This window comes from Nonomuraea thailandensis, from assembly GCF_024172165.1.
In the GTDB taxonomy this organism is placed as follows: domain Bacteria; phylum Actinomycetota; class Actinomycetes; order Streptosporangiales; family Streptosporangiaceae; genus Nonomuraea; species Nonomuraea thailandensis.
Genome location: NZ_JAMZEB010000002.1, coordinates 6,934,629 through 6,958,085, shown reverse-complemented (window position 1 = coordinate 6,958,085; position 23,457 = coordinate 6,934,629). Strand labels below are relative to the sequence as shown.

Below are 23,457 nucleotides of genomic sequence, written 5' to 3'. Positions count from 1 at the left end.
CCCGGATTCTAACCGCTGATCACCCGTCCACAGCGGCGTGCACGTGGACGAGATCGGCTTCCATGCGCGCGGCCGTCTCCCTGAGCGCCGGCAGGACGTCGTTCAGGAGCGCGGCGTTGGAGGCGCGGCCGGCGTGCGTGGCCACGTTCACCGCCGCCACCGTGCGCCCCGACCGGTCGCGGACCGGCACCGCGATGGACCGCACGCCCTCCTCCAGCTCCTGGTCGACCAGGGCGTACCCGTCGGTGGCGGCCTGCCGCAGCGCGGCCCGCAGCTCGGCCGCCGAGGTGACGGTCCTGGACGACAGGCGGCGCGGCACGATCGTGGCCAGCCGCTCCTCGGGCAGCTCGGCCAGCAGCACCCGGCCCATGGAGGTCGCGTACGCGGGGAACCGGGTGCCCACCGTGATGTTGATGCTCATCAGGCTGACCGTCTGCACCCTGGCCACGTACACCACGTCGTCGCCCGACAGCACGGCCACCGACGCCGACTCCCGCACGCGGGCCACCAGGTCGGCCAGGTGCGGCTGGACGACCTCACCGAACGTCAGCCCGGACAGCCGCGCGTGGCCGAGCTCCAGCACCCGGGGCAGCAGCACGAACCGCGGCCCGTCGGCGCCCGCGTAGCCGAGGCGCTCCAGCGTCTGCGCCGCCCGCCGCACCGTCGCCCTGGGCAGCCCGGTGACCTTGGCGCAGTCGGCGAGGGTCAGGCCGCCGCGTGCCGTGCCGAGCGCGACCATGACGGCCAGCCCGCGCGCCAGCGACTGCAGGAAGCCCATCCCCAGCTCCTGCTTGGCGCTGCGCGAGTGATCGACCGCGCGGGCCGCGCCCGGCTCCGCCGCGACCGGCACGGGCCGCGCCGCGCCCGGCTCCGCCGCCACGGGCCGCGCGCCGGCCGGCGTCGCCTCCATCTCGGCCACCGTCTTGCGCAGCGCGACCAGGCAGTGGTCACGCAGCTCGGCCACGGTGTGCCTGCTCGTGTGGCTGACCACGCTGACCGCGCAGACGGCCCGCCCCTGGTCGTCACGCACGGGCATCGCCACCGCGATCAGCCCCGGCTCGATGAGCTGATCGTCCTCGGCCCACCCCGCCTCCGGTTCGAGCAGCGCCAGGCCGGCCGCGCACCGATCGGCGGGCAGCAGGTCGCCGACCCGGAAGGTGACCGACATGGTGCGCCGGCGGGTGCACTGCACGATGAAGCGCACGCCGTCGCCGTCCCGCACGGCCAGCGACACGGACTCGTCCAGCTCGTCGGCCAGCCGCCCCGCCAGGGGCGCGAGCGCGTCACGCAGCCCGGCGCCCGCCAGGTACGCCTCGCCCAGCTCCATCAGGCGCGGCGCGGGCGACACGTCGCGGCCCTCCGCGCGTACGTAACCGAGGTGCGCGAGCGTCCCCAGCACGCGGTCGACGGTGGACCTGGCCAGGCCGGTGGCGCGCACCAGGTCCGTCGCCCGTACGGGCCGCCGGGGATCGGCGGCCAGCGCGCGCAGGACCGCCAGCCCGCGCTCCAGGGTTCCGGCCGCTTCCATCGGCTCCTCCTCCAGGCGGCGAGGCAGGTGCGCGGTGCCGCGCCCCGTCCCGACGTGTCACCTGACACCACCAGCGGGACCTTTGACAGCCCGCTCCTCGATACACATACTGAGACCACATAATAGTGAACTAAAGTTCGCAGAGCGAACACGTCCGAGGAACGGAGCGTCGTGCGCAAGGACAAGGTGGTCGCCACGGCCGAGGAGGCGCTGGCGGGCGTGCGCGACGGCGCGTCGTTCGCCGTCGGCGGCTTCGGCCTCAGCGGCATCCCCAACGTGCTGATCAAGGCCCTCTACGACACCGGCGCGACCGGCCTCGGCGTGGTGTCCAACAACTGCGGCGTGGACGGCGGCGGCCTGGGCATCCTGCTGGCGGCCGGGCGCATCGCCCACGTCACCGCCTCCTACATCGGCGACAACAAGGAGTTCGCCCGCCAGTACCTGGCCGGCGAGCTGGAGGTCGAGCTGACGCCGCAGGGCAGCCTGGCCGAGCGGCTGCGCGCCGGCGGCAGCGGCATCCCCGCGTTCTACACGCCCGCCGGGGTCGGCACGCCCATCGCCGACGGCGGCCTGCCGCTGCGCCACAACCCCGACGGCTCGATCGCGGTCGCCTCGCCGCCCAAGGAGGTGCGGGAGTTCGACGGCCGCGAGTACGTGCTCGAACACGGCATCCGCACGGACTTCGCGCTGGTCCGCGCGGCCAAGGGCGACCGCTTCGGCAACCTGGTCTTCAACAAGTCCAGCAGGAACTTCAACCCGCTGGCCGCCATGGCCGGGCGTGTCACGATCGCCGAGGTCGAGGAGCTGACCGAGCTCGACCCGGACGAGGTGCACCTGCCGGGCGTCTTCGTCCAGCGCGTGCTCGTTCTCACCCCGGAGCAGGCCACGGACAAGGGCATCGAACGGCGTACGATTTCTGCGCCTCCGGCACAAGGGACGATCACCGAATGAGCTGGACCCGTGACGAGATGGTCGCGCGGGCGGCGGCCGAGCTGCGCGACGGCGACTACGTCAACCTGGGCATCGGCCTGCCCACCCGCATCCCCTCCTTCCTGCCGCAGGGCGTGGACGTGGTCCTGCACTCGGAGAACGGCGTCCTCGGCGTCGGCCCGTACCCGAAGGCCGAGGACGTCGACCCCGACCTGATCAACGCCGGCAAGGAGACGGTCACCGTCCTGCCGGGCGCGTCGTTCTTCGACTCCTCGCTGTCGTTCGGCATGATCCGCGGCGGCCACATCGACGTGGCCGTGCTCGGCGCGATGCAGGTCTCCGCCCGCGGCGACCTGGCCAACTGGATGGTGCCCGGCAAGCTGGTCAAGGGCATGGGCGGCGCCATGGACCTGGTGCACGGCGCCCGCAAGGTCATCGTGATCACCGATCACAACGCCAAGGACGGCTCACCGAAGCTGGTCGCGGAGTGCTCGCTGCCGCTGACGGGCAAGGAGTGCGTCCACCGGGTCATCACCGACCTCGGCGTCTTCGACACCACCGAGCGGGGGTTCGCGCTGGTCGAGTGCGCGCCCGGAGTCGGCCTGGACGAGGTGCGCGAGCGCACCGGCGCGGAGGTGACCGCATGAGGGACGTCTACATCGTCGACGCCGTACGCACCCCGTTCGGCCGCTACGGCGGAGCCCTGGCCAAGATCCGCCCCGACGACCTGGCCGCGCACGTCGTCAGGGCGCTGGCCGAGCGCAACGGCCTGGAGACCGCCGACGAGGTCGTGCTCGGCAACGCCAACGGCGCGGGCGAGGAGAACCGCAACGTCGCCCGCATGGCCGCGATCCTGGCCGGCCTGCCCGTCACGACGCCCGGCGTGACGGTCAACCGCCTGTGCGGCTCCGGCATGGAGGCCGTCATCCACGCCTACCGCGCGATCGCGGTCGGTGACGCCTCCACCGTGATCGCGGGCGGCGTCGAGTCGATGACCCGCGCCCCGTGGGTGCTGCCCAAGCCGGAGCGGGCGTTCCCGGCCGGCGGGCAGGAGCTCGTCTCCACCACGCTCGGCTGGCGGCTGGTCAACCCGCGGATGCCCGCCGAGCACACCGTCGCGCTCGGCGAGGGGGCCGAGCTCATCGCCGACAAGCACCGCATCACGCGGGCGGAGCAGGACGCGTTCGCGCTGGCCAGCCATCAGAAGGCGGCCAAGGCGTCGTTCGAGCGCGAGATCGTGCCGATCGCCGGCGTGACCCGGGACGAGGGCATCCGCCACGACACCTCCCTGGAGGCGCTGGCCAAGCTCAAGCCCGCCTTCCGCCAGGACGGCGGCACCGTCACCGCGGGCAACTCCTCCCCGCTGAACGACGGGGCCTCGGCCCTGCTGCTGACCGACGAGGCCGGCCTTCGCGGGCGCGAGCCCCTGGCCAGGATCGTGGCGAGCGGCGTCAGCGCGCTGGAGCCCCGCTACTTCGGGCTCGGCCCCGTCGAGGCGGCGGGCAAGGCGCTGGCCAAGGCGGGCAAGCGGTTCGAGGACCTCGACACCGCCGAGCTGAACGAGGCGTTCGCCGCCCAGGTGCTGGGCTGCCTGGCCGAGCTGCCCGGCCTCGACCCCGCGATCGTCAACCCCGACGGCGGCGCCATCGCCATCGGCCACCCGCTCGGAGCCTCCGGCGCCCGCGTCACCGGCACGGTGGCACACCGGCTGGCCGCCGCCGGCTCCGGCACCGGTCTCGCCTGTCTCTGCATCGGCGTCGGCCAAGGGCTGGCCGTCGTACTCGAAAGGTAGCGTGATGTCCGAACCCCTCAAGCAGGCCGACATCGATCAGGAGATCGCGGCCCGCGCCGGCGAGCAGGGCGACCATCCCGCCCGCGATTACGCCCCCTACCGCAGCACCCTGCTCCGCCACCCCGTGCAGCCGCTGGTCGCGATCAAGGATCCGGAGGCGGCCGAGCTGGCGGGGCCGGTGTTCGGGGTCAGCGACGTGACGCCGTTCGACAACGACCTCACCAAGCAGCACCTGGGGGAGCCGCTGGGCGAGCGGATCACGGTGCGCGGGCGGGTGCTCGACCGCCAGGGCCGCCCCGTGCGCGGGCAGCTCGTCGAGGTCTGGCAGGCCAACTCCTCCGGACGCTACCTGCACCAGCGTGACGACCACCCCGCGCCGCTCGACCCCAACTTCTCCGGCGTGGGCCGCTGCCTGACCGACGACGACGGCAACTACCTCTTCACCACGATCAAGCCCGGCCCGTACCCGTGGCGCAACCACGTCAACGCCTGGCGCCCGGCGCACATCCACTTCTCGCTCTTCGGCACGTCCTTCACGCAGCGGCTGGTCACCCAGATGTACTTCCCCGGCGACCCGCTGTTCCCGTACGACCCGATCATGCAGTCGGTCACCGACGAGCGCGCCAGGCAGCGGCTGGTCGCCGACTACGTGCACGATCTGTCAGAGCCGGAGTTCTCGCTCGGCTACCGGTGGGACATCGTGCTCGACGGGCCCACCGCGACCTGGATGGAGGAAGGCCGTTGAACCCCACCCCTTCGCAGACCGTCGGCCCGTTCTACGGGTACGCGCTGCCGTTCCCCGGGGGCGGTGACCTGGCCTCCGGCGGGATCGCCGTGCACGGGTACGTCTACGACGGCGCCGGTGACGCCGTGCCGGACGCGCTCCTCGAATTCTGGCAGGCCGACGAGAACGGCTCCCTGGCGGGGGCGCCCGGCACCATGCGCCGCGACCCCACGAACGGGGCCGTCCTCGGGCGCGACGGCGTGCGTTTCACCGGCTTCGGGCGCGTGGCCACCGACCTCGACGGGCACTGGGCTTTGCGCACGGTCGTGCCGGGGAACGGGTACATCAGCGTGTGCGTCTTCGCCCGCGGGCTGCTGCACCACCTGTACACCCGCATCTACCTCGGGCAGGACGCCTTCCTCGACTCGCTCCCGGCGGAGCGGAGGCAGACGCTGGTGGCGGTCGAGGAGCGCGACGGGGTTCATCGGTTCGACATCCATCTGCAGGGCGAGAAGGAGACGGTCTTCCTTGACTTCGGCTGATCCCGAGCCGCAGTCCGACAGCACGGCGGACGCCGCTGGGCCGGCGAGCGCCTTCCGCCCGCCGGACACGGGCACGGCGCCCGCCGGCGGGCCGCCGTCCCCGGAGGCCGATCTGGGGCTGTTGTCCCCCATGCGGGGCGCCGCCGAGGCCACCGGCGACGTCGCCGTGCTGCAGGCCATGCTGGACGCCGAGGCCGCCCTGACCCGCGCCCAGGCGGCCCTCGGCCTCGTCCCGGCCGAGGCGGCGCAGGCGGTGTCGGCCGCCGCCCGCGCGGACGCGTTCGACCTGCCGGACCTCGTGGCGCGAGCCCGCTCCGGCGGGAACCCGGTCATCCCGCTGGTACGCGACCTGCGGGAGGCGGCCGGGCCCCACGGCGAGCACGTTCACCGCGGCGCGACCAGCCAGGACATCGTCGACACCGCCCTCATGCTCGTCGCCCGGCGCACGCTGGGCCCGGTCCTCGACGACCTCGGCCGGGTGATCGGCGGGCTCGCCGCGCTGGCGGCCGGGCACCGCGACACCCCGATGGCCGCCAGGACGCTCACGCAGCAGGCCGTTCCCACGACGTTCGGGCTCAAGGCGGCGGGCTGGCTGGAGCTGGCCGCCGTCGCCCGCACCCGCCTCGCCGCGGCCCGCGCCGCCCTCCCGGCCCAGCTCGGCGGCGCGGCCGGCACCCTGGCCGCCTTCCAACCGGCCCCACCTCGCGGCGCAGAGAGGGAAGCCCCCGCAGCCCGTGCGGCGGGGGAGGCGGTCGCGGTGGCGATGCGCCTGCCCGGGAGGTTCGCCGCCGAGCTTGGGCTGGCCGAGCCGGTGCTGCCCTGGCACGTCCTGCGCGTGCCCGTCGCCGACCTGGCCGGGGCGCTGGCCTTCACCGCCGGGGCGCTGGGCAAGATGGCGGCCGACGTGCTGGTGCTGTCACGTACCGAGATCGGGGAGCTGTCCGAGGGCGTCGGCGGCGGGTCGTCGTCCATGCCGCACAAGCACAACCCGGTCCGAGCCACGATGATCGCCATCGCCGCCCGCCAGGTGCCGCCGCTCGCGGCCCTCCTGTACGGCTCGCTCGCCGCCGAGGACGAGCGCCCGTCCGGCGCCTGGCACGCGGAATGGCAGCCGTTGCGCGAGGCCCTGCGCCTGGTGGCGGGCGCCGCCCGCGACGCCGCCGAGCTGGTCGCGGACCTGCGCGTGCACCCGGACCGCATGCGCGCCAACCTGTCCGTCCCCGGCGACCCCGGCCCCGCCCCCGCCCTCGTGGACCGCGCCCTCGACCACCATGAGAACGCGGACCACCACCAGGACGCGGACCACCACCAGGACGCGGACTGTCACCAGGACGCGGACCGCGCCCAAGACCATCACTGAGACAAGGCACCGCACTGATGCTGCTGCACTACCGGCTGGACGGCCCCGAGCAGGGGCAGCCGCTCGTCCTCGCCCCCTCACTCGGCACCTCCACCCGCCTGTGGGACCCCCAGATCACCGCCCTGGCCCGCACGTTCAGGGTGCTCAGGTTCGACCTGCCCGGCCACGGCGACTCGCCCACTCTCCCGGCGGCCACCCTGGACGACCTGGCCGCCCTGGTCCTGGACGTGGCCAGCGCCGAGGGCATGGACACCTTCCACTACGCGGGCGTCTCGATCGGCGGCGCGATCGGCGCCACGCTGGCCACCCGCCACCCCGGACGCCTGCGCTCCCTGGCCATGATCTGCTCCAGCGCCAGGTTCGGCGACCCCGAGGCGTGGCACGAGCGGGCGGAGCTGGTCCGCAGGCAGGGCACCGCGCCGCTGCTGGAGGCCACCGCCGGCCGCTGGTTCGCGCAGGCCCCCGTCCAGGCGCTGCTGGACGACCTGGCCGCCGCCGACCCGGCCGGGTACGCCGCCTGCTGCGACGCCCTGGCGGCGTACGATCTGCGCGCCGACCTCGCGAAGATCACCGTCCCCACCCTGGTCGTGGCCGGCCGCGAGGACCCGGCGACCCCGCCGGCCCACGCCAGGGAGCTGGCCGACGGCATCCCCGGCGCCACCCTCGTCGAGCTGCCCGGCGCCGCGCACCTGGCCCTCGCCGACCAGCCGGAGCGCGTCACGCAGGCGCTGCTGGCCCACCTGCCCGCCCTGCCCGGCATGCAGGTGCGGCGCGAGGTGCTCGGCGACGCCCACGTGGACCGCGCCGTGGCCCGTACCACGCCCTTCACCAGGGACTTCCAGGACTTCATCACGCGCTACGCCTGGGGCGAGATCTGGACCCGCCCCGGCCTCGACCGCCGCACCCGCAGCTGCATCACGCTCACCGCGCTCGTCGCCCACGGGCACCTCGACGAGCTGGCCATGCACGTACGCGCCGCCCTCCGCAACGGGCTGACCCCGGACGAGATCGGCGAGGTCCTGCTCCAGAGCGCCGTGTACTGCGGAGTCCCCGCGGCCAACGCCGCGTTCGCCGTCGCCCAGCGCGTGCTCGCCGAGGAGAATGACGCCTGACCCTCACCCGCCACCTGCTGATCGGCGGCAGGACCGGGCCGGCGGCGTCCGGGCGCACCACCGGGCGCACCACCGGGGGCGCCGGCTGCCGCGGGTGACCTTCTGAGCGCCGTCGCCGTGCAGGCTGCGGGCCAGCCTATGATGAGCCAATGACCTCGCCCCCCGCCACCACCGAACGCCAGCGGGACGCCGACCGTACCAAGGCGGAGATCCTCGAGGTCGCCCAGCGCGAGTTCGCCCGCTACGGCTACGCGGGGGCGCGCGTGGACGAGATCGCGGCCCGCATGCGCACGACCAAGCGCATGATCTACTACTACTTCGGCAGCAAGGAGCGGCTCTACATCGCCGTGCTGGAGAAGGCGTACGCCGAGGTGCGCGAGGTGGAGCGGACAGTCGACGTCGAGCACCTCGCGCCCGTCGAGGCGATCCGCACGCTGGCCGAGCTGACCTTCGACCACCACGACGCGCACCGGGAGTTCATCCAGCTCGTCGCGATCGAGAACATCCACCAGGCCGAGCACATCCGCAAGTCCGAGGTGCTGGGCAACCTCGGCACGCCGGTGCTCGACCTGATCTCCCGCATCCTCGACGCCGGGCAGGAGTCGGGCGATTTCGTCACCGAGGCCGACGCCATCGACGTGCACATGATGATCAGCGCGTTCTGCTTCTTCCGGGTGGCGAACCAGCACACGTTCGGGGCGCTGTTCGGGCGCGACATGACCGCGGCCGAGCACCGCGACCGCCAGCGCCGCATGGTCGGGGAGATGATCGTCGGCTATCTGTGCGGCCGGGGCGCGCCCCGCGCCTAGCCCGCCCTGCCGGTCAGGCGCCTGCCCAGCCGCTGGCCCGGCAGCTCGACCAGGCGGTAGGTCAGGGCGCTGAGCGGGATCAGGGCGAGGAAGAACGAGAGCAGGTCCGGCAGCACGTGCAGCAGGACCGGGTGCAGCAGGTAGACGGAGAAGCTGACCAGCCCGAGCCACTGCAGCCGGCGGGGGAAGGACCGGCCGCGCAGCGCGTACGCCAGCCCGAACACCGCGAACGCCAGCACGATCGCCGGCGCCCAGGCGGGATCGCCCTTGGCCGGGATCCCGCAGCCCGCCACCACCGCCAGCGTGATCCAGGCGGCCCGCCACGAGATCGTCCCCTGCTCGGCCCTGTACACCGCCGTCCCGGCGAACATCGTGGCCAGGATGATCACTCCCTGCCAGGTGCCGCCCCGGCTGCCCAGCACCACCAGCGCCAGGCCGAGCAGCCCGCCCGCGATCGCCGCCACCGTACGGGCCCTCTCCGGCGCCAGCACGGTCACCGCGATCGCCGCCACCACCGCCAGCCCGAGCAGCACGGCGACCAGGTCCGCCCGGCCGCCGATGCTCGCCCTGGGCAGCAGCAGGCCCACTGGCACGGCCGCGAGCGCCAGGGTGAGGGCGATCCCCGCCGACCTGTGCGCCTGCCGCACCGCGAACAGGGCCACGCTCAGCAGGTAGAACGCCATCTCGTACGACAACGTCCAGGTCACGCTGATCACCGCGGGGAGGTTGAGCAGCTCCTGGAGCATCGTCACGTTCCCGAGCGCGACCACCGGCCACGGGCGTTCGCCGAGCCCCTGCGGTAAGGGCAGCACGCCTGCCGTGGCGAGGAGCAGCGCCAGGCAGCAGGCGGCCAGGAGCAGCGGGAGGAGGCGGAAGGCGCGGCCGGTCCAGAAGGCCCTCAGGTCGCCGCGCCGTTCCAGGGAGGCCGGGATGATGTAGCCACTGACCAGGAAGAACACGAACACGCCCCACGAGCCGAGATCGATGCGGCGATCCACCTCGGCCCAGACGCCCGGGATGAACGTCCAGCCGGCGTGGTGCATGGTGACGGCCAGCGCTGCCGGTCCCCGGAGGGCGTCCAGCCAGGCCAGCCGGGCGGGGGCCGGGAACATCTGCCGCAGTCTAGGCCATGAGGGATATCAGCCGATCCGGCCCGGCATGATGCGAACGGCGCCCGCCTACCCCCGCCCGCCTACCCCCGCCCGCCTGCTCGGCGGCGCGTCCGTTGGCAGTGGCGTGGTCAGGCGTCGGCGCAGGACGGGCGCAGGCGGGTGAAGGCCGTGTCGACGAGCAGCATGCGGTCGCCGTCCGAGCCCGTCCGGAGCCACTCGCGGGAGGCGCAGTCGACGGCGGCGCCCGCGGCGGCGGTCAGCAGGTCGGCGGTGAAGGGATCCAGGCCGGTGCGGGCCGCCAGGGCCTCGGCGATGCGCGAGCGCGCCTCCTCGCGCTTGTGCTGGAAGCGGGCCCGCAGCGAGGGCGTGCGCTCGATCAGCCGCAGGGTGGCCCGGCTCTCGGCGTCGATGCGCGCCACCCACTCCCGCAGCACCGCGTGCAGCGAGTCCCACGGCCGCTCGTCCGCCGGGCGGGCGGCGAGCTGCTCGGCGATGTCGTCGCCCATCACCTGGACGCCGCCGAACACGGCGTCCTCCTTCGCCGGGAAGTAGCGGAAGAAGCTGCGCTTGGACACTCCCGCGGCGCGGGCGATGTCGTCGACCGTGACCTCGTCGAAGCCCCGCTCCGTGAACAGCTCCAGCGCCACCGTGGCCAGCTCGGCCTGTACGGCCCGCCGCGCCCGCTCTCTCAACCCAGCCATGCGCCCGAGTGTATCGCCAGGCATATAGTGCTGTTTATGACACCGAATGACATGAATGGCAGTGTGGCGCTCATCACCGGCGGCACCGGCGGGATCGGCATGGAGACCGCCCGCGGGCTGGCCGGGCGCGGAGCCTCGGTGATCCTCGCCGGGCTCGACCCGGCACGAGGCCCGCGGGCCGCGCAGGAGATCAGGAGCAGCGCCGGGCACGACCGCGTGCACGCCGTCCGCGCCGACGTCACCCGGCTCGACGGGCTGCGCCGCCTGGCCGAGGCGGTCGCCGAGCGCCACGACCGGCTCGACGTGCTGGTCAACAACGTCGGCGTGAACCCGCCCGACCGCGAGCTGACCGCCGACGGCGTGGAGAGGATGTTCGCCGCGCACGTGCTGGCCCCGTTCACGCTCACCCACCTCCTCCTGCCGCTGCTGCGACGCGCCCCCGCCGCCCGCGTGGTCAACCTCACCGGCGGCATCCCCGGCGGCCCCATCGACCGCGACGACCTCCAGGGCGAACGCCGCTACCGCGGGTGGACGTTCAGCCACTACAACCACACCAAGACCATGACGATGGCGATGACCCACCGGCTGGCCGGGCGGCTGCGCGGCTCCGGCGTGACGGCGAACGTGGTCTACCCGGGGCACGGCTACACGCCGATGAACCGGTCCACGCCGATCAGGGCGTTCCCGATCCTCTACCGGCCGATCGCGCCGCTGGTGCTGAAGGTCGTCGCGCCGCTGTTCCTGGCCGATCTCACCAGGTCCGCCCGGTCCAGCGTGTACGCGGCCACGAACGCCGAGCTGGAAGGCGTGAGCGGCGCGTACGTCGACGACAGGTGCCGCAGGAAGCCGCTGCCCGCCTCGGCGCTCGACCCCGGCAACCAGCAGGCGGTCTGGGAGCTGTGCGTCAGGCTGAGCGCGCCCGTCCTGGAGGCCGCGGGAGAGTCGTCCTCAGCCTGACGCCGGCAGGAGCTCCGCCAGGCGGGCCGGCGCCTTGCGGTAGCCGTCGGCGAAGGCGGAGTCGAAGCCTTCCCTCCCGAGCAGGTCACGCAGCGCCGTGACCGTCCCGGCGGCCGGGCCGAGGTCCAGCGAGTCCTCACTGATCGCGGGCGGAGTGCGGTCGCGCGTGTCCCCGGTGATCGCGGCCGGGCCGAGGTCGTGCGCGTCCTCGGTGATCGCGGGCGGAGTGCGGTCGCGCGGGCCGCCGGGTGCCTCGGCGCCCGGATCGGGGTCCCGCCGGCCCGTGGGCGCGAGCCGTTCGGCCGCGCCGAGCAGGGCGGCGGCGCGTTCGAAGTGGCCGACCGCGTGGTCGGCGCCGGCCAGCAGGCGCAGCCCCGACGCGGTGATGCGGGTGTCGCCCAGCCCGGCGGCGACCCGCACGCCGTCGGCGAGGTGACGGCGGGCCGCGTCGTGCTCGCCGGCGAAGGACGCCGCGCGGCCCAGGCCGAGCAGGCAGCGGGCCGCGCAGCGCAGGTCGCCGATCCGCCGGAACTCGGGCAGCAGGGCGCCGAAGCGGGCCCCCGCGACCGGGTGCTCGCCCAGGTGCTGGTCGAAGGTGGCACGGTAGACCTCGGCGTGCAGCCGCTCGTGCTCGTTGCCGCAGGCCCTGGCCAGCCGCGCCGCCTCCGCCAGCCAGCCCGGCACGTCGTCCAGGCGGATCCGCTCCTCGATCGCCCTGATCGCGAGCTGGTTGAGGCAGTTGGCCCGCTTGACGTGGTCGTCGAGCCGGCCGAACAGGTCGGCCGCCTGCGTGAGCCTGGACAGCATGGTCGCGCCGTCGGAGGCGTGGCTGCAGGCCGACATCGCCAGGGCCCGATGCCAGTCGTCGCCCAGCCGCTCGAACGCCTCCGCCGCCCGCAGCACGTGCTCGACCGCGATGGCGCGGCGCTCGCCGTACCGCATGGTCCAGCCGAGGGCGAGCCGGGCCAGCGCACGGTCGTGCGCGGAGCCGCCGGCCGCCATCCGGTGGGCCCGCTCGGCGAACTCGTGCGCGCGTTCCGTGTCCTGGTAGCAGAACACGACGGCGCAGGTGATCGCGACACGGAAGCCCAGCGGGCCGTCGGGCGGCGGGCGGCGCAGCAGCCTGCCGAGCCAGTCGAACAGCTCGCCGCTGCACCCCACGACCTCCCACGCCGTCCCGATGCCCGCGATGAACTCCCAGGCGGCAGTGGTGTCGTCGCGGTCGAGGGCCCAGCGCAGGGCGGCCGTCAGATCAGCCGAGCGCCGGTGCAGCCAGTGCAGCGCGCCCCCCTGGTCCCGGCCGCGCAGGTCGGGCACGGAGGCCACGGCGTGCCCCAGGTGGTGGCGGGCGTGCTGCTCCCTGGCCGTCCCCGCCTCGCCGCGCGCGGCCAGCCGCCGCTGCGCGAACTGCCGCACGCTCTCCAGCAGGCGGTACTCGGTGCTGTCCGCCCGCCGCAGCGACGAGATCAGCGACCGGTCCAGCAGCCGCGAGAAGATCCGCACCAGGCCGCCCGGCTCCAGCGGCGGGTACGCCACGACCCGCGCGGCCGTGTCGTAGTCGAACCCGCCGGGGAACACCGAGCAGCGCTCCAGCAGCAGCCGCTCCTCCTCGCTCAGCAGCTCGTAGCTCCAGGCGAGGGCCTCCTCCAGGGTGCGGTGCCGGCCCGGCGCGCCGCGCGCCCCGTCGGTCAGCAGCGCGAACCGGTCGTCCAGCCTGGCCAGCAGCTCGCCCGGCGTGAAGAACCGCACCCGGGCCGCGGCCAGCTCGATCGCCAGCGGGAGCCCGTCCAGGCGGCGGCAGAGCGTCGCGACCTGCCGGGCGTTGCCCGCCGTGACCTCGAACCCGGGCGACGCCGCGGCGGCGCGGTCGGCGAAGAGCCGCCCGGCGCCCGACCGCAGGATCTCGGCGGGCCCGCCGAGCTCGTCCGGCAGCGGCAGCGGCGGGATCTCGTACACCGCCTCCCCGTCGAGGTGCAGGGCGCCGTGGCTGGTGGCCAGCACGCGCAGGTGGGAGGTGGTGGCCAGCAGGTCGGCGAGCAGCGACGCCGCGGCGGTGGTCACGTGCTCGCAGTTGTCCACGACGAGCCAGTGCCCGCCCTCGGCGAGCGTCTGGCGGATCAGCGTCCGGAGCTGGTGCTCCTGCCCGACGACCCCCAGCGCGTCCGCGAAGGCCCGCTCCACCGCGGCGCCCGTGCCGTTCCGCGCGGAGGTCACGGGCGCCAGGTCGATCAGGACGGCGGGCGGCAGCCCGCTCGCCGCGTGCGCCAGGTGCAGGGCCAGGCGCGTCTTGCCGGTGCCGGGCGGCCCGGTCAGCGTCACCATCCGGTACGCCTCCAGCAGCCCCAGCACGTCGCCGGCCTCCCCGTCCCTGCCCACGAACGACGACAGCGGCCTGGGCAGCCCGTCCAGCGGCTCCCTGGCCGCGCGGAGCCGGGCCGCCGCCTCGACCAGGGCCAGCCGGTTGCTCCCGCCGAGCTTGCGCAGCAGCGACGACACGTGACTCTCCACGGTCCGCTCCGACACCCGCAGCCTGGCGGCGATCTCCTGATTCTGCAGGCGGTCGCCCACGAGCCACAGCACCTCTGACTCGCGCGCCGTCACGCCCGCACCCCGCAGCCCGGGGACGGCGTCCGAACCCATAACCGGAGTATGCCGCGCTCCGGCCGGATGCCCAGGGCCCTCCGTACCGGGATTCCGTACCGAGCACGGATGTGGCCGCACAGGGTGCCGGGGTGGAATGTCGCCTGGCACGTTCCACGCGAGATCCACACGAGTCAGATCGACTTCGAACGAGGAGAACACCCATGGCAGGCAAGGCCGTCATCAGCTTGACCACCGGACTGGAAGACCCCGAGCGGGTCACGGTGGCGCTCCTGGTCGCGGTCGGAGCGGCCGAGCAGGGCCGCCCGACGCTGATGTTCCTCACCAAGGAGGCGACCCGGCTGGCGCTGGACGGCGTCGCCACCGGGATCGCCTGCGACGGCTGCCCGCCGCTGGCCGACCTGATGACCCGCTACGCCAAGGCGGGCGGGACGTTCCTGGTCTGCCCCCTCTGCTTCGACTCCCGCAAGCTCGACCAGCGGCAGTTGATCGGCGGCGCGGAGCTGGGCGGCACCGTGCCCATGTGGCAGTGGATCGGCGACGAGGGCGCCACCACCTTCAGCTACTAGCGCGATCGGGCGGCGGTCGTACGATCGGGGCATGCTGCATGGCCGGGAGCGGGAGTGCGCTCTCATCGCGCGGCTGCTCGACGGCGCCCGCGAACGGCGCAGCGCCGTCCTGGTCGTCAGGGGAGAGGCGGGCATCGGCAAGTCCGCCCTGCTCGGCTACGCCGCCGGGCGGGCGGACGGCATGCGGGTGCTGAGGGGCGGCGGGGTCGAGTCGGAGTCCGAGCTCCCGTACGCCGCCGCGCACCAGCTCCTGCACCCCGTGGCGGACCGGCTCGCCGCGATCCCCGCCGGTCAGGCCGCCGCGCTGCGGGCGGCGTTCGGGCTGGGGGACCCCGTCGAGGGGGATCGGTTCCTGGTGTCGGTGGCGGTGCTGAGCCTGCTGTCGGAGGTGGCCGAGGAACGGCCGCTGCTGTGCCTGGTGGACGACGCCCACTGGCTGGACGGCGCGTCCGCCGACGCGCTGGCGTTCGTGGCCAGGCGGCTGGAGGCGGAGGGGGTCGTGCTGCTGTTCGCGGCACGCGACGAGGAACCGGGCCCGCCCCCGCCCTCCGGCCCTCCCGGGCCGGTCTCCCGCACCGGCGCTTCAGGGCCGCTCACCGGCACCGGCGCTTCGGGCACGCTCTCCCGCACCGGTACAGGGCCGCCGTTCGCGGGCACGGGAGCCCCTCGCCCGCTGGCGGGGCTGCCCGAGCTGCGGTTACGCGGGCTGGACGCCGGCGCGGCCCAGGCCCTGCTGGCCGAGCGCACCTCCGTGGCGCTCGCGCCCGGCGTGGCCGCCCTGCTCGTGACCAGTACCGCGGGCAACCCCCTCGGCCTGCTCGAACTGCCCGGCTCCCTCTCGGCCGAGCAGCTCGCCGGCACGCGCCCGCTGCCCGAACGGCTGCCCGTCGGCGAGGTGGTCGAGCAGGTCTTCCTCTCGCGGGTCCGGCGCCTGACACCCCCCGCACAGACCCTGCTGCTGATCGCCGCCGCCGAGGAGCGCGGCGACGTCGGTCTCGTGCTCAGGGCCGCCCGATCGCTCGCCCTGGCCCCGGACGCGCTGGACGAGGCCGAGCACGCCGGTCTCGTACGCGCCGACGGCGGGGCCCTCACCTTCCGCCACCCCCTCGTCCGATCGGCCGTCTACCGGGGCGCGACGTTCCTGCAACGCCAGGCCGTGGAGCAGGCCCTGGCGGCCGTGCTGGCGGACGAGGACGCCGACCGCCGGGCCTGGCACCTGGCCGCCGCCGCGACCGGCCCCGACGAGACGGTCGCGGCCGAGCTGGAGGCGTCGGCCGAACGCGCCACCCGCCGCGGCGGACACGCCTCCGCCGCCACCGCCCTGCGCCGCGCCGCCGACCTCACGGCACGCCCCGAGACCCGCGCCCGCCGCCTCACCCTTGCCGCCGAGACGGCCTGGCTGGCCGGCCGCTCCGACCACGCCCGCGCCCTGCTGGACGAAGCCGCCTCCCGCACGGCCGACCCCCGGCTCCGCGCCAGGGGCGAGCACGTCCGCGGCGCGATCGAGGGCCTCTGCGGCCGGCCCGACCTCGCGTACGCGATCCTCCTGGCAGGCGCCGAACTGACCACCCCACCAACCCCGTCCGCCACCCCACCGACCCCGGCCGGCGCTGCGCCGGACCCGGGTGCCGACGAGGCGTCCGGCGTGGGTGTGGGCGGGGCGGGCGGGGCCGCGGGTGGCGTACCCGGCGATGCCCGGCCGGCGCGACCGGCCGGCGATGGGCACCGCCAGGTGGAACGTCGGGACGCGTCGGCCGAGGACGTGAGGGAGGCCGGGCAGGCCGCGCGCATGCTGGTCGAGGCGGGCAGGCTGGCCTTCACCGCCGGCGACCTGCCCAGGCTGGCCGAGGCCGGGCGGCGGCTGGCCGGGCTGCCGCCGGTCGAGGAGGCCGTCACCGCGGGCGGCAAGCTGATGATCGGGCTGGCCGCGCTGCTGGAGGGCGACGCCGGGCGGGCCGCGACGCTGCTGCGCGAGGGCCGCGCGCTGGCGCAGGACTCGGCCGACCCCCAGAGCCTCACCATGGCGGCGGGGGCGGCGATGTTCGTGGGCGAGGACACGACGGCACTCGACCTGTTCACCGCCGCGGCCGTACGGGCCAGGACGGCCGCCGCCGTCAGCGTGCTGCCGCTGGTGCTCGCGCCGCTCGGCGCGCTGCAGATGTGGACGGGCCGGTTCGCCGCCGCCCGCGCCACCGCGACGGAGGGGCTGAGGCTGGCGCTCGACACCGGGCAGGACAACACGGCCGCGCACCACCGCGCCGTGCTCGCCTGGATCGCCGCCGTCCAGGGCCGCCCCGAGGAGTGCCGGGCGGAGGCGGAGGCCGCCCTGGCCCGCGCCATCGGCCAACGCCTCGGCCCGCCCGCCGGCATCGCGGCCTGGGCGCTGGCCCTGCTGGACCTGGGCGAGGGGCGGACGGGGGAGGCGTTCGACCGGCTGACGGCGCTGGCGGACGCCGCTCCCGGCGAGGGGCATCCCGTCGTGAAGATCTTCGCCGCCGCCGATCTCGTCGAGGTCGCCGTACGCGCGGACCGTCCCGAACGCGCCGCGGCGGCCCTCGACCTGCTCCAGCGCTGGGCGGGCCCGGCCCGCTCCCCATGGGCGCACGCGCTGGTGTCCCGCTGCCGCGGCCTGGTCGAGAGCGCCGACGACCACTTCACCGAGGCGCTGTCGCTGCACGCGCGGGCCGGCCGGCCGTTCGACACGGCCAGGACGGCGCTGCTGTTCGGCGAGACGCTGCGCCGGCGCCGGAGGCGTGCCGAGGCGCGGCGTCACCTGCGGGCGGCGCGTGAGATCTTCGAACGGCTGGACGCCGCGCCCTGGGCGGGGCTCGCCCGCGTGGAGCTGCAGGCCACCGGCGAGACGGCCCGCAAACGTGACCCCAGCACGAGTGCCGACCTCACTCCCCAGGAGTCGCAGATCGCGCGCATGGTGAGCGCGGGCGGCACGAACAGGGAGATCGCCGCGCACCTGTTCCTGAGCCCGCGCACCGTCGACTACCACCTGCACAAGGTGTTCGTGAAGCTGGGCCTCTCGTCCAGGGCCGAGCTGGTGCGCCTCTCCCTGGAACGACCCGGCCTCCTCGGCGGCGACCACTGAGGAAAGGACAGGGCTCACGGGGCGGTCATCGGTCGCGGATCGCGCGTGGGGACAGGAAGGCGGCCAGTTCCTCCGCATCCCGGCCGGGCGCGTCGCCCAGCACGAGCACCGGGCAGGCGACTCCGTCCAGCCGCCTGCCAATGAGCCGGGTACGCGCCCCGCACACCGCCACCCGGCTGACCCGGTCCGGCAGGTCGAGCGCCGCCCGCAGCGCGATCCGGCCGCCCAAGGACCGCCCGGCGATCCCGGCCCGCTCGATGCCGCACGCGTCGAGGAACGCGCCGAGCCAGGCCGCGTACCCGGCGAGCGTCGGCACGGTCGCGCCCAGCGGCGTGCCGCCGAACCCCGGCAGGTCGGGCGCCGTCACCCGCGCCCGCCCGGCCAGCACCGTCCACACCGGCTCCCAGGCCCGCCGCGCGTCGTCCGGCCCGCCACCGTGCAGGAGCACCAGCTCCGCGCCCGCGCCCGCGCGATAGGCCCGGACCAGGAAGCCGCCCACCGGGAGCACCGTCTCGTCATGCCGCACCGGACGAGCCTGCGTCCGGTCCGGACGGCTCGCATCCGTGATTCCACCGGTCCACCGGTCCAGCGTGCGCCGCCACAGTGCCGCTCAGTGCCGCTCAGTGCCGCCACCGTGCCGCCCGCCGCCGCCACCGTGCCGTGCGCTGCCCGCGCGCCGCCGCCCACGGCCCTCCAGACCCTGCGGTGGCGGCCGGAGGGTCCCGCGCACCGGCCGTCCCGACTGTGCACTTCACCGATTCGACGGCCCGGACCCCCGGCGCATGGTGGTGAACATCCAGACCCGGAGGGAATGTGATCCCCGATGACCCAGACAGACGTGATCGTCGTAGGCGCCGGCCCCACCGGCCTGATGCTGGCGTGCGAGCTGGCCCAGGCAGGCGTCCGCTGCCGGCTCCTGGAGCGGCGCGCCGAGCAGCCCAACATCACCCGCGCGTTCGCCGTGCACGCCCGCACGCTGGAGCTCCTCGACGCCCGGGGCCTGGCCGACGACCTGCTGGCGCGCGGCGTCCCCGTGCGCCAGGTCGCGCCCGCCCCCGGCGCCACGCTCGACCTGCGCAAGCTCAGGACCAGGTACCCGATGGTGCTGATCGTCCCGCAGAGCGGCACGGAGCACCTGCTGGAGGCCCGCGCCCGCGAGCTCGGCGTCGAGATCGTGCGCGGCGCCGAGGTCGTGGGGCTGCGCCAGGACGATCGGCGGGTGGTCGTGGAGCTGGCCGGCGGGCGCACGGAGACGGCGAGCTACGCCGTCGGCTGCGACGGCGCCCACAGCACGGTGCGCGGCCTGGCCGGCATCGACTTCGCCGGCAAGCAGTACCAGACGCACATCCTGCTCGCCGACGTGCGCGTCACCGAGCCGCCGCAGGACGCGCTGTTCGCCGAGGCGAGCGACGAGGGAGTGGTCCTCATGGTCCCGTTCGGCGACGGCTGGTTCCGCGCGATCGCCTGGGACCGGCTGCGCGAGCAGGTGCCCCTGGACGTGCCGCTGCCCATGGAGGAGATGCGCGACGCCTTCGTGCGCATCGCGGGCACCGACTTCGGCATGCGCGAGCAGCGGTGGAGCTCGCGCTTCCTGAGCGAGCGCCGGCAGGCCGCGCGGTACAGGGCCGGGCGCGTGTTCCTCGCGGGGGACTCGGCGCACGTGCACTCGCCGCTGGGCGCCCAGGGCATGAACACGGGCATCGGCGACGCGATGAACCTCGGCTGGAAGCTGGCCGCCGTCCTGCGCGGCCGGGCGCCCGGCGGCCTCCTCGACAGTTACGAACGCGAGCGGCACCGCGTGGGCGCCCAGGTGCTCACCCTGACCGACGCCTTCAACCGCCTCGTGCTCGGCCGCTCGGCCATCCGCCGCGCGCTGCGGAACGTGACGCTCCGGCTGGCGCTGCGGTACGGCCGCTCCCGCTCGTTCCTGGCCGGGCGGCTGACCGGCCTGGGCATCCACTACCCGCCGGCGACGCGCCGCGCCCACCCGTGGACCGGCCGCCGCATGCCCGACCTGCGGTGCGCGGAGGGCCGGCTGTACGAGCTGCTCAGGGACGGCCGCCCCCTGCTGGTGGACGCGACACCGTCGGGCGAGGTGGCGCGGGCGGTGGGGGACACCGTCAAGGTCGCCCGTCATGAGGACCCCGGCGTGCCGGGCGCGGTCCTGGTCCGTCCGGACGGTTACGTCGCCTGGGCCGCCGACCGCGGAGACCTGCCCGGCGAGGCGATGGCGGCGGTGGCCCAGTGGTGCGGCGCCCCTGCGCACGCGCACCCGGCCCGCCCCTGAAGGTCACCTATTCGGTATCGGATCAAAGCCTCTTTAATCTATCTTTACCGTGACCATGCGTCACGAAGGAGATGTTCTGTGAAGAGGCTTCTCGAAGGAACCACCACGCGCAGCGGTGTCGTCGTGGCCGCGGTCGCGCTGGCGGGCGGGCTGCTGACCGCGTCCCCGGCCGGCGCCACCACCGTGACCGGGGGCAGCGCCGCCACGACGGTGACGTTCACGGCCGACTCGTCGGCGCTGGCCCGCCCGCGCAACGGCACGATCCTCTACGACCGCATCAGCGGCGGCCAGGGGAGGCTGAAGATCAAGAACGGCCTCTCCCGGGACGGCGTCGTCGCCCTGGTCAGAGGCAAGACCAAGGCGATCAGCATCTACGTGCGCGCCAAGTCCACGGCCACCATCACCGACGTCAGGGACGGCACGTACCGGATCTACTTCACCACCGGCACCAGCTTCAACAGGTCGAAGGGCAGGTTCACGCGGAACGCCGTCTACCAGCGCTTCAGCGAGAAGCTGACGTACCGCACCACCGCCACCCGGATCCCCGGCTGGTCGCTGACCCTCAACCCGGTCAGGGGCGGCAACGCCAGGACGACCTCGGTCAACCCGAAGGACTTCCCGGCCTGACCCGCTGAGGCCGTCCGCGGTCGCGGCCCCCGCCGGGGCCGCGACCCATGCCCGATGGCCGGTCCGGCTTGACGGACGATCTTAGATGCACCAGATTGATCGCGTCTTTCCGGACCGTTCCCAAGGAAACCAATGAAGCGAACCATCGTGGGTGTCGCCGTGGTCGCGGGCATGGTGCAGCTCACCGCCGTGCCGGCGCAGGCCGCATCCGCATCCGACCCGGTCAGGGCGCTCCAGGCCGAGTTAGCGCCCGGCAGGGCCGTCAACCTGCGGGCGACCGCCAAGATCACCTACCCGGGCGACCGGGTCGTCACCTCCGCCGTGGACGGCACGGTCGGGTTCGGCTCGCGCGGCCCGGTGGCCTCCGACCTGGGCCAGACCGTCCAGTACAGCGACAAGCTGCTGCGCGAGATGAAGAAGTCCAGCCCGAAGGAGACCGAGGGCCTGCAGGCGGGCCCCGTCCGGCTGATCTCCTCGGGCAGCGTGAGCTACGTCTCCGGCCCGGTGGTGGAGCAGGCGCTGACGATCGCGGACGCGAGCCACGTGCGCTACGGCGGCGTGAAGCAGCCGCCGAGCAACCTGCTCGTCGAGGTCCTCGACCCGGCCACGCTCAAGGCCCTCGTGGCCGCCCGTACCTCCTGGAAGGACGGGATCCTCAAGGGCGCCATCAAGCCCGCCAAGCTCGCCGCCGCCTCCGCCCCGTTCGCCTCCCGGTACGGCACGCGGTTCAAGAGCGGCAAGATCTCCTACACGCTGTACTTCGGCGAGAGGGGCCTGGTGCGGCGGGTCGCGGTCAAGGCGACCCTGCCCGTCTCCAAGACCACGGTCCAGGTCGAGTCGGACACCCGGTTCACCGACTGGGGCCGCGAGGTCAGCGTGAACCTGCCGCTGCGGGGCGACGTGATCGACCGCGCGGAGGTCGAGGACGAGGTGCCCGCCGGCGTGCCCGGTATCTGGAACTAGCCGCCCGGCGGCGATCCCGCGCCGGCCTGATAATCGGTGGCAGGCCGGCGCGACCCTTTCCTACACTGGGCCCATGTCCACGCCCCGGACCTCTTAGCCAGGACACCAGCTTCCACGCCACCCTTGTGTCCCTGAGCTGTTCCGGAGCGTATTGCCATGCTTACCTTCCGCGGTGTCGAGCTGCGTGCCGGCGCCCGTCTCCTGATGTCCGGCGTCACCGCCCACATCGCCCCCGGCGACCGCGTCGGCCTGGTCGGCCGTAACGGCGCCGGCAAGACCACCCTGATGAAGACCCTCGCCGGGCGGCTCCAGCCCGCCGCCGGCGACATCGTGCGCACCGGCCCCGTCGGCTACCTGCCGCAGGACCCGTCCGCCGCCGACCCCGCCCTCACGGTCCTCGACCGCGTCCTGTCCGCCCGCGGCCTGGACCGGGCGCTGCGCGACCTGCGGGCCGCGGAGACCGCGCTCGCCGAGTCGGGCGACGAGCGGTCGATGAGCCGCTACGCCAGGGCCGAGGCCGAGTTCCAGGCCCGCGGCGGATACGCGGCCGAGGCGGAGGCGGCCCGCGTCGCCGCCGGGCTCGGCCTGCCCGACCGGGCGCTCGGCCAGCCGCTCGGCACCCTGTCCGGCGGGCAGCGGCGGCGCGTCGAGCTGGCCAGGGTGTTGTTCGCCGAGCCGGGCGTCATGCTGCTCGACGAGCCGACCAACCACCTCGACGGCGACTCCGTCGCCTGGCTGCGCTCGTTCCTGCTCGGCTACTCCGGCGGGCTCGTCGTGATCAGCCACGACACGGAGCTGCTCGCCGACGTGATCAACCGCGTCTGGCACGTGGCGGACGGCACGCTGGAGACGCACAACACCGGCTGGCACACCTACCTGGCCGACCGCGAAACCGACGACCGGCGCAGGGCCCGGCTGCGGGCCGCCGCCGAGCGCAAGGCCGCCGCGCTGCACGCCCAGGCCGACCGCATGCGCTCCAGGTCCTCGACCGCCGTCCGGGCCCGCGACATGGCCCGCCGCGCCGACCGCATGCTCGCCGGGACCCGCCCGGCCCGCCGTACGGACAAGGTGGCCCGCATCCGGCTGCCCGAGCCCGCCCCCAGCGGGCGCACGCCGCTCGGCGCGATCAGCCTGACCAAGTCGTACGGCGGCCTGCCCGTGCTGACCGGCGTGGACCTGGCCATCGACCGGGGCAGCAGGCTCGTGGTGCTCGGGCTCAACGGCGCGGGCAAGACCACGCTGCTGCGGCTGCTGGCCGGGCACGAGCGGCCCGACTCGGGCCGGGTCGTGCGCGGGCACGGGCTGCGGCTGGGCTACTTCGCCCAGGAGCACGACACGCTCGACCCGGCCACCACCGTCGGCGGCCACCTGGCCGCCGCCGCCCCGCACCTCACCGACGGCGAGGCCAGGGCGGTGCTCGGGTCGTTCCTGTTCGGCGGCGACGACGTGGACAAACCGGTCAGCGTGCTGTCGGGCGGGGAGAAGACCAGGCTGGCGCTGGCCGGGCTGGTCAGCTCCCGGGCCAACGTGCTGCTGCTCGACGAGCCGACCAACAACCTCGACCCCGCCTCCAAGGCGGAGGTGCTGGCGGCCGTGGAGGCGTACCAGGGGGCGATGGTCATGGTCACGCACGACCAGGAGGCCGTGCGGGCCCTGCGGCCCGAACGGGTGCTGCTACTGCCCGACGGGGCCGAGGACCTGTGGCACGACGGCTACGCCGACCTGGTCACCCTGGCCTGAGGCGCG

At 74.7% G+C, this 23,457-nt stretch carries 20 protein-coding genes; 15 read left to right on the top strand and 5 right to left on the bottom strand.

The window, feature by feature from the left end; all coding sequences use genetic code 11:
* Positions 1 to 19 precede the first annotated feature (19 nt).
* A complete protein-coding gene (locus tag HD597_RS66120) occupies positions 20 to 1,528 on the bottom strand; it encodes an IclR family transcriptional regulator domain-containing protein (protein ID WP_308210759.1) in 1,509 nt (502 codons plus the stop codon).
* A 171-nt stretch (positions 1,529 to 1,699) separates the two neighbouring features.
* On the opposite strand from HD597_RS66120, the gene HD597_RS35825 reads away from it, so the two are divergent.
* From HD597_RS35825 to HD597_RS35790, 8 genes are all read left to right on the top strand, one after another.
* Positions 1,700 to 2,479, top strand: a complete 780-nt coding sequence (locus HD597_RS35825) for a CoA transferase subunit A (RefSeq protein WP_253747940.1) — start codon at positions 1,700 to 1,702, stop codon at positions 2,477 to 2,479.
* The gene (locus HD597_RS35820) at positions 2,476 to 3,105 is read left to right on the top strand and encodes a CoA transferase subunit B (RefSeq protein ID WP_253747938.1); all 630 of its coding nucleotides are present in this window, start codon (positions 2,476 to 2,478) and stop codon (positions 3,103 to 3,105) included. Before HD597_RS35825 ends, HD597_RS35820 begins: the two co-directional genes overlap by 4 nt.
* Positions 3,102 to 4,250 (top strand): thiolase family protein, encoded by a 1,149-nt coding sequence (locus tag HD597_RS35815; protein WP_253747936.1) that lies wholly within the window; start codon positions 3,102 to 3,104, stop codon positions 4,248 to 4,250. The genes HD597_RS35820 and HD597_RS35815 overlap by 4 nt, the downstream gene beginning before the upstream one ends.
* Before the next feature lie 4 nt (positions 4,251 to 4,254).
* A complete protein-coding gene (gene pcaH, locus HD597_RS35810; protein ID WP_253747933.1) occupies positions 4,255 to 4,995 on the top strand; it encodes a protocatechuate 3,4-dioxygenase subunit beta in 741 nt (246 codons plus the stop codon).
* Positions 4,992 to 5,516, top strand: a complete 525-nt coding sequence (pcaG, locus tag HD597_RS35805) for a protocatechuate 3,4-dioxygenase subunit alpha (protein ID WP_253747931.1) — start codon at positions 4,992 to 4,994, stop codon at positions 5,514 to 5,516. The genes pcaH and pcaG overlap by 4 nt, the downstream gene beginning before the upstream one ends.
* Positions 5,503 to 6,876, top strand: coding sequence for a 3-carboxy-cis,cis-muconate cycloisomerase (gene pcaB, locus HD597_RS35800; RefSeq protein ID WP_253747929.1), 1,374 nt, complete (start codon positions 5,503 to 5,505; stop codon positions 6,874 to 6,876). The genes pcaG and pcaB overlap by 14 nt, the downstream gene beginning before the upstream one ends.
* Before the next feature lie 17 nt (positions 6,877 to 6,893).
* The gene (gene pcaDC / locus HD597_RS35795) at positions 6,894 to 7,988 is read left to right on the top strand and encodes a bifunctional 3-oxoadipate enol-lactonase/4-carboxymuconolactone decarboxylase PcaDC (RefSeq protein ID WP_253747927.1); all 1,095 of its coding nucleotides are present in this window, start codon (positions 6,894 to 6,896) and stop codon (positions 7,986 to 7,988) included.
* Between the two features lie 149 nt (positions 7,989 to 8,137).
* Positions 8,138 to 8,797, top strand: a complete 660-nt coding sequence (locus HD597_RS35790) for a TetR/AcrR family transcriptional regulator (protein ID WP_253747925.1) — start codon at positions 8,138 to 8,140, stop codon at positions 8,795 to 8,797.
* Here the strand turns inward: HD597_RS35790 and HD597_RS35785 are convergent.
* The gene (locus HD597_RS35785) at positions 8,794 to 9,909 is read right to left on the bottom strand and encodes an acyltransferase family protein (RefSeq protein WP_253747923.1); all 1,116 of its coding nucleotides are present in this window, start codon (positions 9,907 to 9,909) and stop codon (positions 8,794 to 8,796) included. The two genes, HD597_RS35790 and HD597_RS35785, sit on opposite strands and share 4 nt — an antisense overlap.
* 128 nt (positions 9,910 to 10,037) lie before the next feature.
* Positions 10,038 to 10,610 (bottom strand): TetR family transcriptional regulator, encoded by a 573-nt coding sequence (locus tag HD597_RS35780; RefSeq protein ID WP_253747921.1) that lies wholly within the window; start codon positions 10,608 to 10,610, stop codon positions 10,038 to 10,040.
* A 51-nt stretch (positions 10,611 to 10,661) separates the two neighbouring features.
* Here HD597_RS35780 and HD597_RS35775 point away from each other — a divergent pair, with 51 nt between their 5' ends.
* Positions 10,662 to 11,567 carry an SDR family NAD(P)-dependent oxidoreductase gene (locus tag HD597_RS35775; protein ID WP_253747919.1) on the top strand — a complete coding sequence of 302 codons (906 nt, stop codon included), beginning with the start codon at positions 10,662 to 10,664 and terminating at the stop codon, positions 11,565 to 11,567.
* Here the strand turns inward: HD597_RS35775 and HD597_RS35770 are convergent.
* Complete coding sequence (locus HD597_RS35770) at positions 11,559 to 14,207, bottom strand: ATP-binding protein (RefSeq protein ID WP_253747917.1); 2,649 nt, start codon at positions 14,205 to 14,207, stop codon at positions 11,559 to 11,561. The two genes, HD597_RS35775 and HD597_RS35770, sit on opposite strands and share 9 nt — an antisense overlap.
* A gap of 164 nt (positions 14,208 to 14,371) precedes the next feature.
* Here HD597_RS35770 and HD597_RS35765 point away from each other — a divergent pair, with 164 nt between their 5' ends.
* Positions 14,372 to 14,737, top strand: coding sequence for a DsrE family protein (locus HD597_RS35765; protein ID WP_253747915.1), 366 nt, complete (start codon positions 14,372 to 14,374; stop codon positions 14,735 to 14,737).
* Positions 14,738 to 14,768: 31 nt separating this feature from the next.
* Positions 14,769 to 17,834 carry a helix-turn-helix transcriptional regulator gene (locus HD597_RS35760; RefSeq protein ID WP_253747913.1) on the top strand — a complete coding sequence of 1,022 codons (3,066 nt, stop codon included), beginning with the start codon at positions 14,769 to 14,771 and terminating at the stop codon, positions 17,832 to 17,834.
* A gap of 25 nt (positions 17,835 to 17,859) precedes the next feature.
* On the opposite strand, the gene HD597_RS35755 is transcribed toward HD597_RS35760, so the two are convergent.
* Positions 17,860 to 18,360: an alpha/beta fold hydrolase gene (locus HD597_RS35755; protein ID WP_253747911.1), complete on the bottom strand. Its 501-nt coding sequence runs from the start codon at positions 18,358 to 18,360 to the stop codon at positions 17,860 to 17,862.
* A 297-nt stretch (positions 18,361 to 18,657) separates the two neighbouring features.
* Here HD597_RS35755 and HD597_RS35750 point away from each other — a divergent pair, with 297 nt between their 5' ends.
* The 4 genes from HD597_RS35750 (at position 18,658) to HD597_RS35735 (ending at position 23,451) form a co-directional block, all read left to right on the top strand.
* The gene (locus tag HD597_RS35750; RefSeq protein WP_253747909.1) at positions 18,658 to 20,121 is read left to right on the top strand and encodes an FAD-dependent monooxygenase; all 1,464 of its coding nucleotides are present in this window, start codon (positions 18,658 to 18,660) and stop codon (positions 20,119 to 20,121) included.
* 78 nt (positions 20,122 to 20,199) lie between these two features.
* Positions 20,200 to 20,748, top strand: a complete 549-nt coding sequence (locus HD597_RS35745; protein ID WP_253747907.1) for a hypothetical protein — start codon at positions 20,200 to 20,202, stop codon at positions 20,746 to 20,748.
* A 132-nt stretch (positions 20,749 to 20,880) separates the two neighbouring features.
* Positions 20,881 to 21,711 (top strand): hypothetical protein, encoded by an 831-nt coding sequence (locus HD597_RS35740; RefSeq protein WP_253747905.1) that lies wholly within the window; start codon positions 20,881 to 20,883, stop codon positions 21,709 to 21,711.
* Positions 21,712 to 21,867: 156 nt separating this feature from the next.
* Positions 21,868 to 23,451, top strand: a complete 1,584-nt coding sequence (locus HD597_RS35735; protein ID WP_253747903.1) for an ABC-F family ATP-binding cassette domain-containing protein — start codon at positions 21,868 to 21,870, stop codon at positions 23,449 to 23,451.
* Positions 23,452 to 23,457: the final 6 nt, after the last annotated feature.

Excerpts from the sequence above, each read along its gene's own strand:
- HD597_RS35770 (WP_253747917.1), bottom strand. The coding sequence starts at position 14,207 with ATGGGTTCGGACGCCGTCCCCGGGCTGCGGGGTGCGGGCGTGACGGCG.
- HD597_RS35775 (WP_253747919.1), top strand. The coding sequence starts at position 10,662 with ATGAATGGCAGTGTGGCGCTCATCACCGGCGGCACCGGCGGGATCGGC.
- pcaH (WP_253747933.1), top strand. The coding sequence starts at position 4,255 with ATGTCCGAACCCCTCAAGCAGGCCGACATCGATCAGGAGATCGCGGCC.
- HD597_RS35790 (WP_253747925.1), top strand. The coding sequence starts at position 8,138 with ATGACCTCGCCCCCCGCCACCACCGAACGCCAGCGGGACGCCGACCGT.
- HD597_RS35735 (WP_253747903.1), top strand. The coding sequence starts at position 21,868 with ATGCTTACCTTCCGCGGTGTCGAGCTGCGTGCCGGCGCCCGTCTCCTG.
- HD597_RS35760 (WP_253747913.1), top strand. The coding sequence starts at position 14,769 with ATGCTGCATGGCCGGGAGCGGGAGTGCGCTCTCATCGCGCGGCTGCTC.
- HD597_RS35750 (WP_253747909.1), top strand. The coding sequence starts at position 18,658 with ATGACCCAGACAGACGTGATCGTCGTAGGCGCCGGCCCCACCGGCCTG.
- HD597_RS35780 (WP_253747921.1), bottom strand. The coding sequence starts at position 10,610 with ATGGCTGGGTTGAGAGAGCGGGCGCGGCGGGCCGTACAGGCCGAGCTG.
- pcaDC (WP_253747927.1), top strand. The coding sequence starts at position 6,894 with ATGCTGCTGCACTACCGGCTGGACGGCCCCGAGCAGGGGCAGCCGCTC.
- HD597_RS35785 (WP_253747923.1), bottom strand. The coding sequence starts at position 9,909 with ATGTTCCCGGCCCCCGCCCGGCTGGCCTGGCTGGACGCCCTCCGGGGA.
- HD597_RS66120 (WP_308210759.1), bottom strand. The coding sequence starts at position 1,528 with ATGGAAGCGGCCGGAACCCTGGAGCGCGGGCTGGCGGTCCTGCGCGCG.
- HD597_RS35815 (WP_253747936.1), top strand. The coding sequence starts at position 3,102 with ATGAGGGACGTCTACATCGTCGACGCCGTACGCACCCCGTTCGGCCGC.
- HD597_RS35740 (WP_253747905.1), top strand. The coding sequence starts at position 20,881 with ATGAAGCGAACCATCGTGGGTGTCGCCGTGGTCGCGGGCATGGTGCAG.
- HD597_RS35765 (WP_253747915.1), top strand. The coding sequence starts at position 14,372 with ATGGCAGGCAAGGCCGTCATCAGCTTGACCACCGGACTGGAAGACCCC.
- HD597_RS35820 (WP_253747938.1), top strand. The coding sequence starts at position 2,476 with ATGAGCTGGACCCGTGACGAGATGGTCGCGCGGGCGGCGGCCGAGCTG.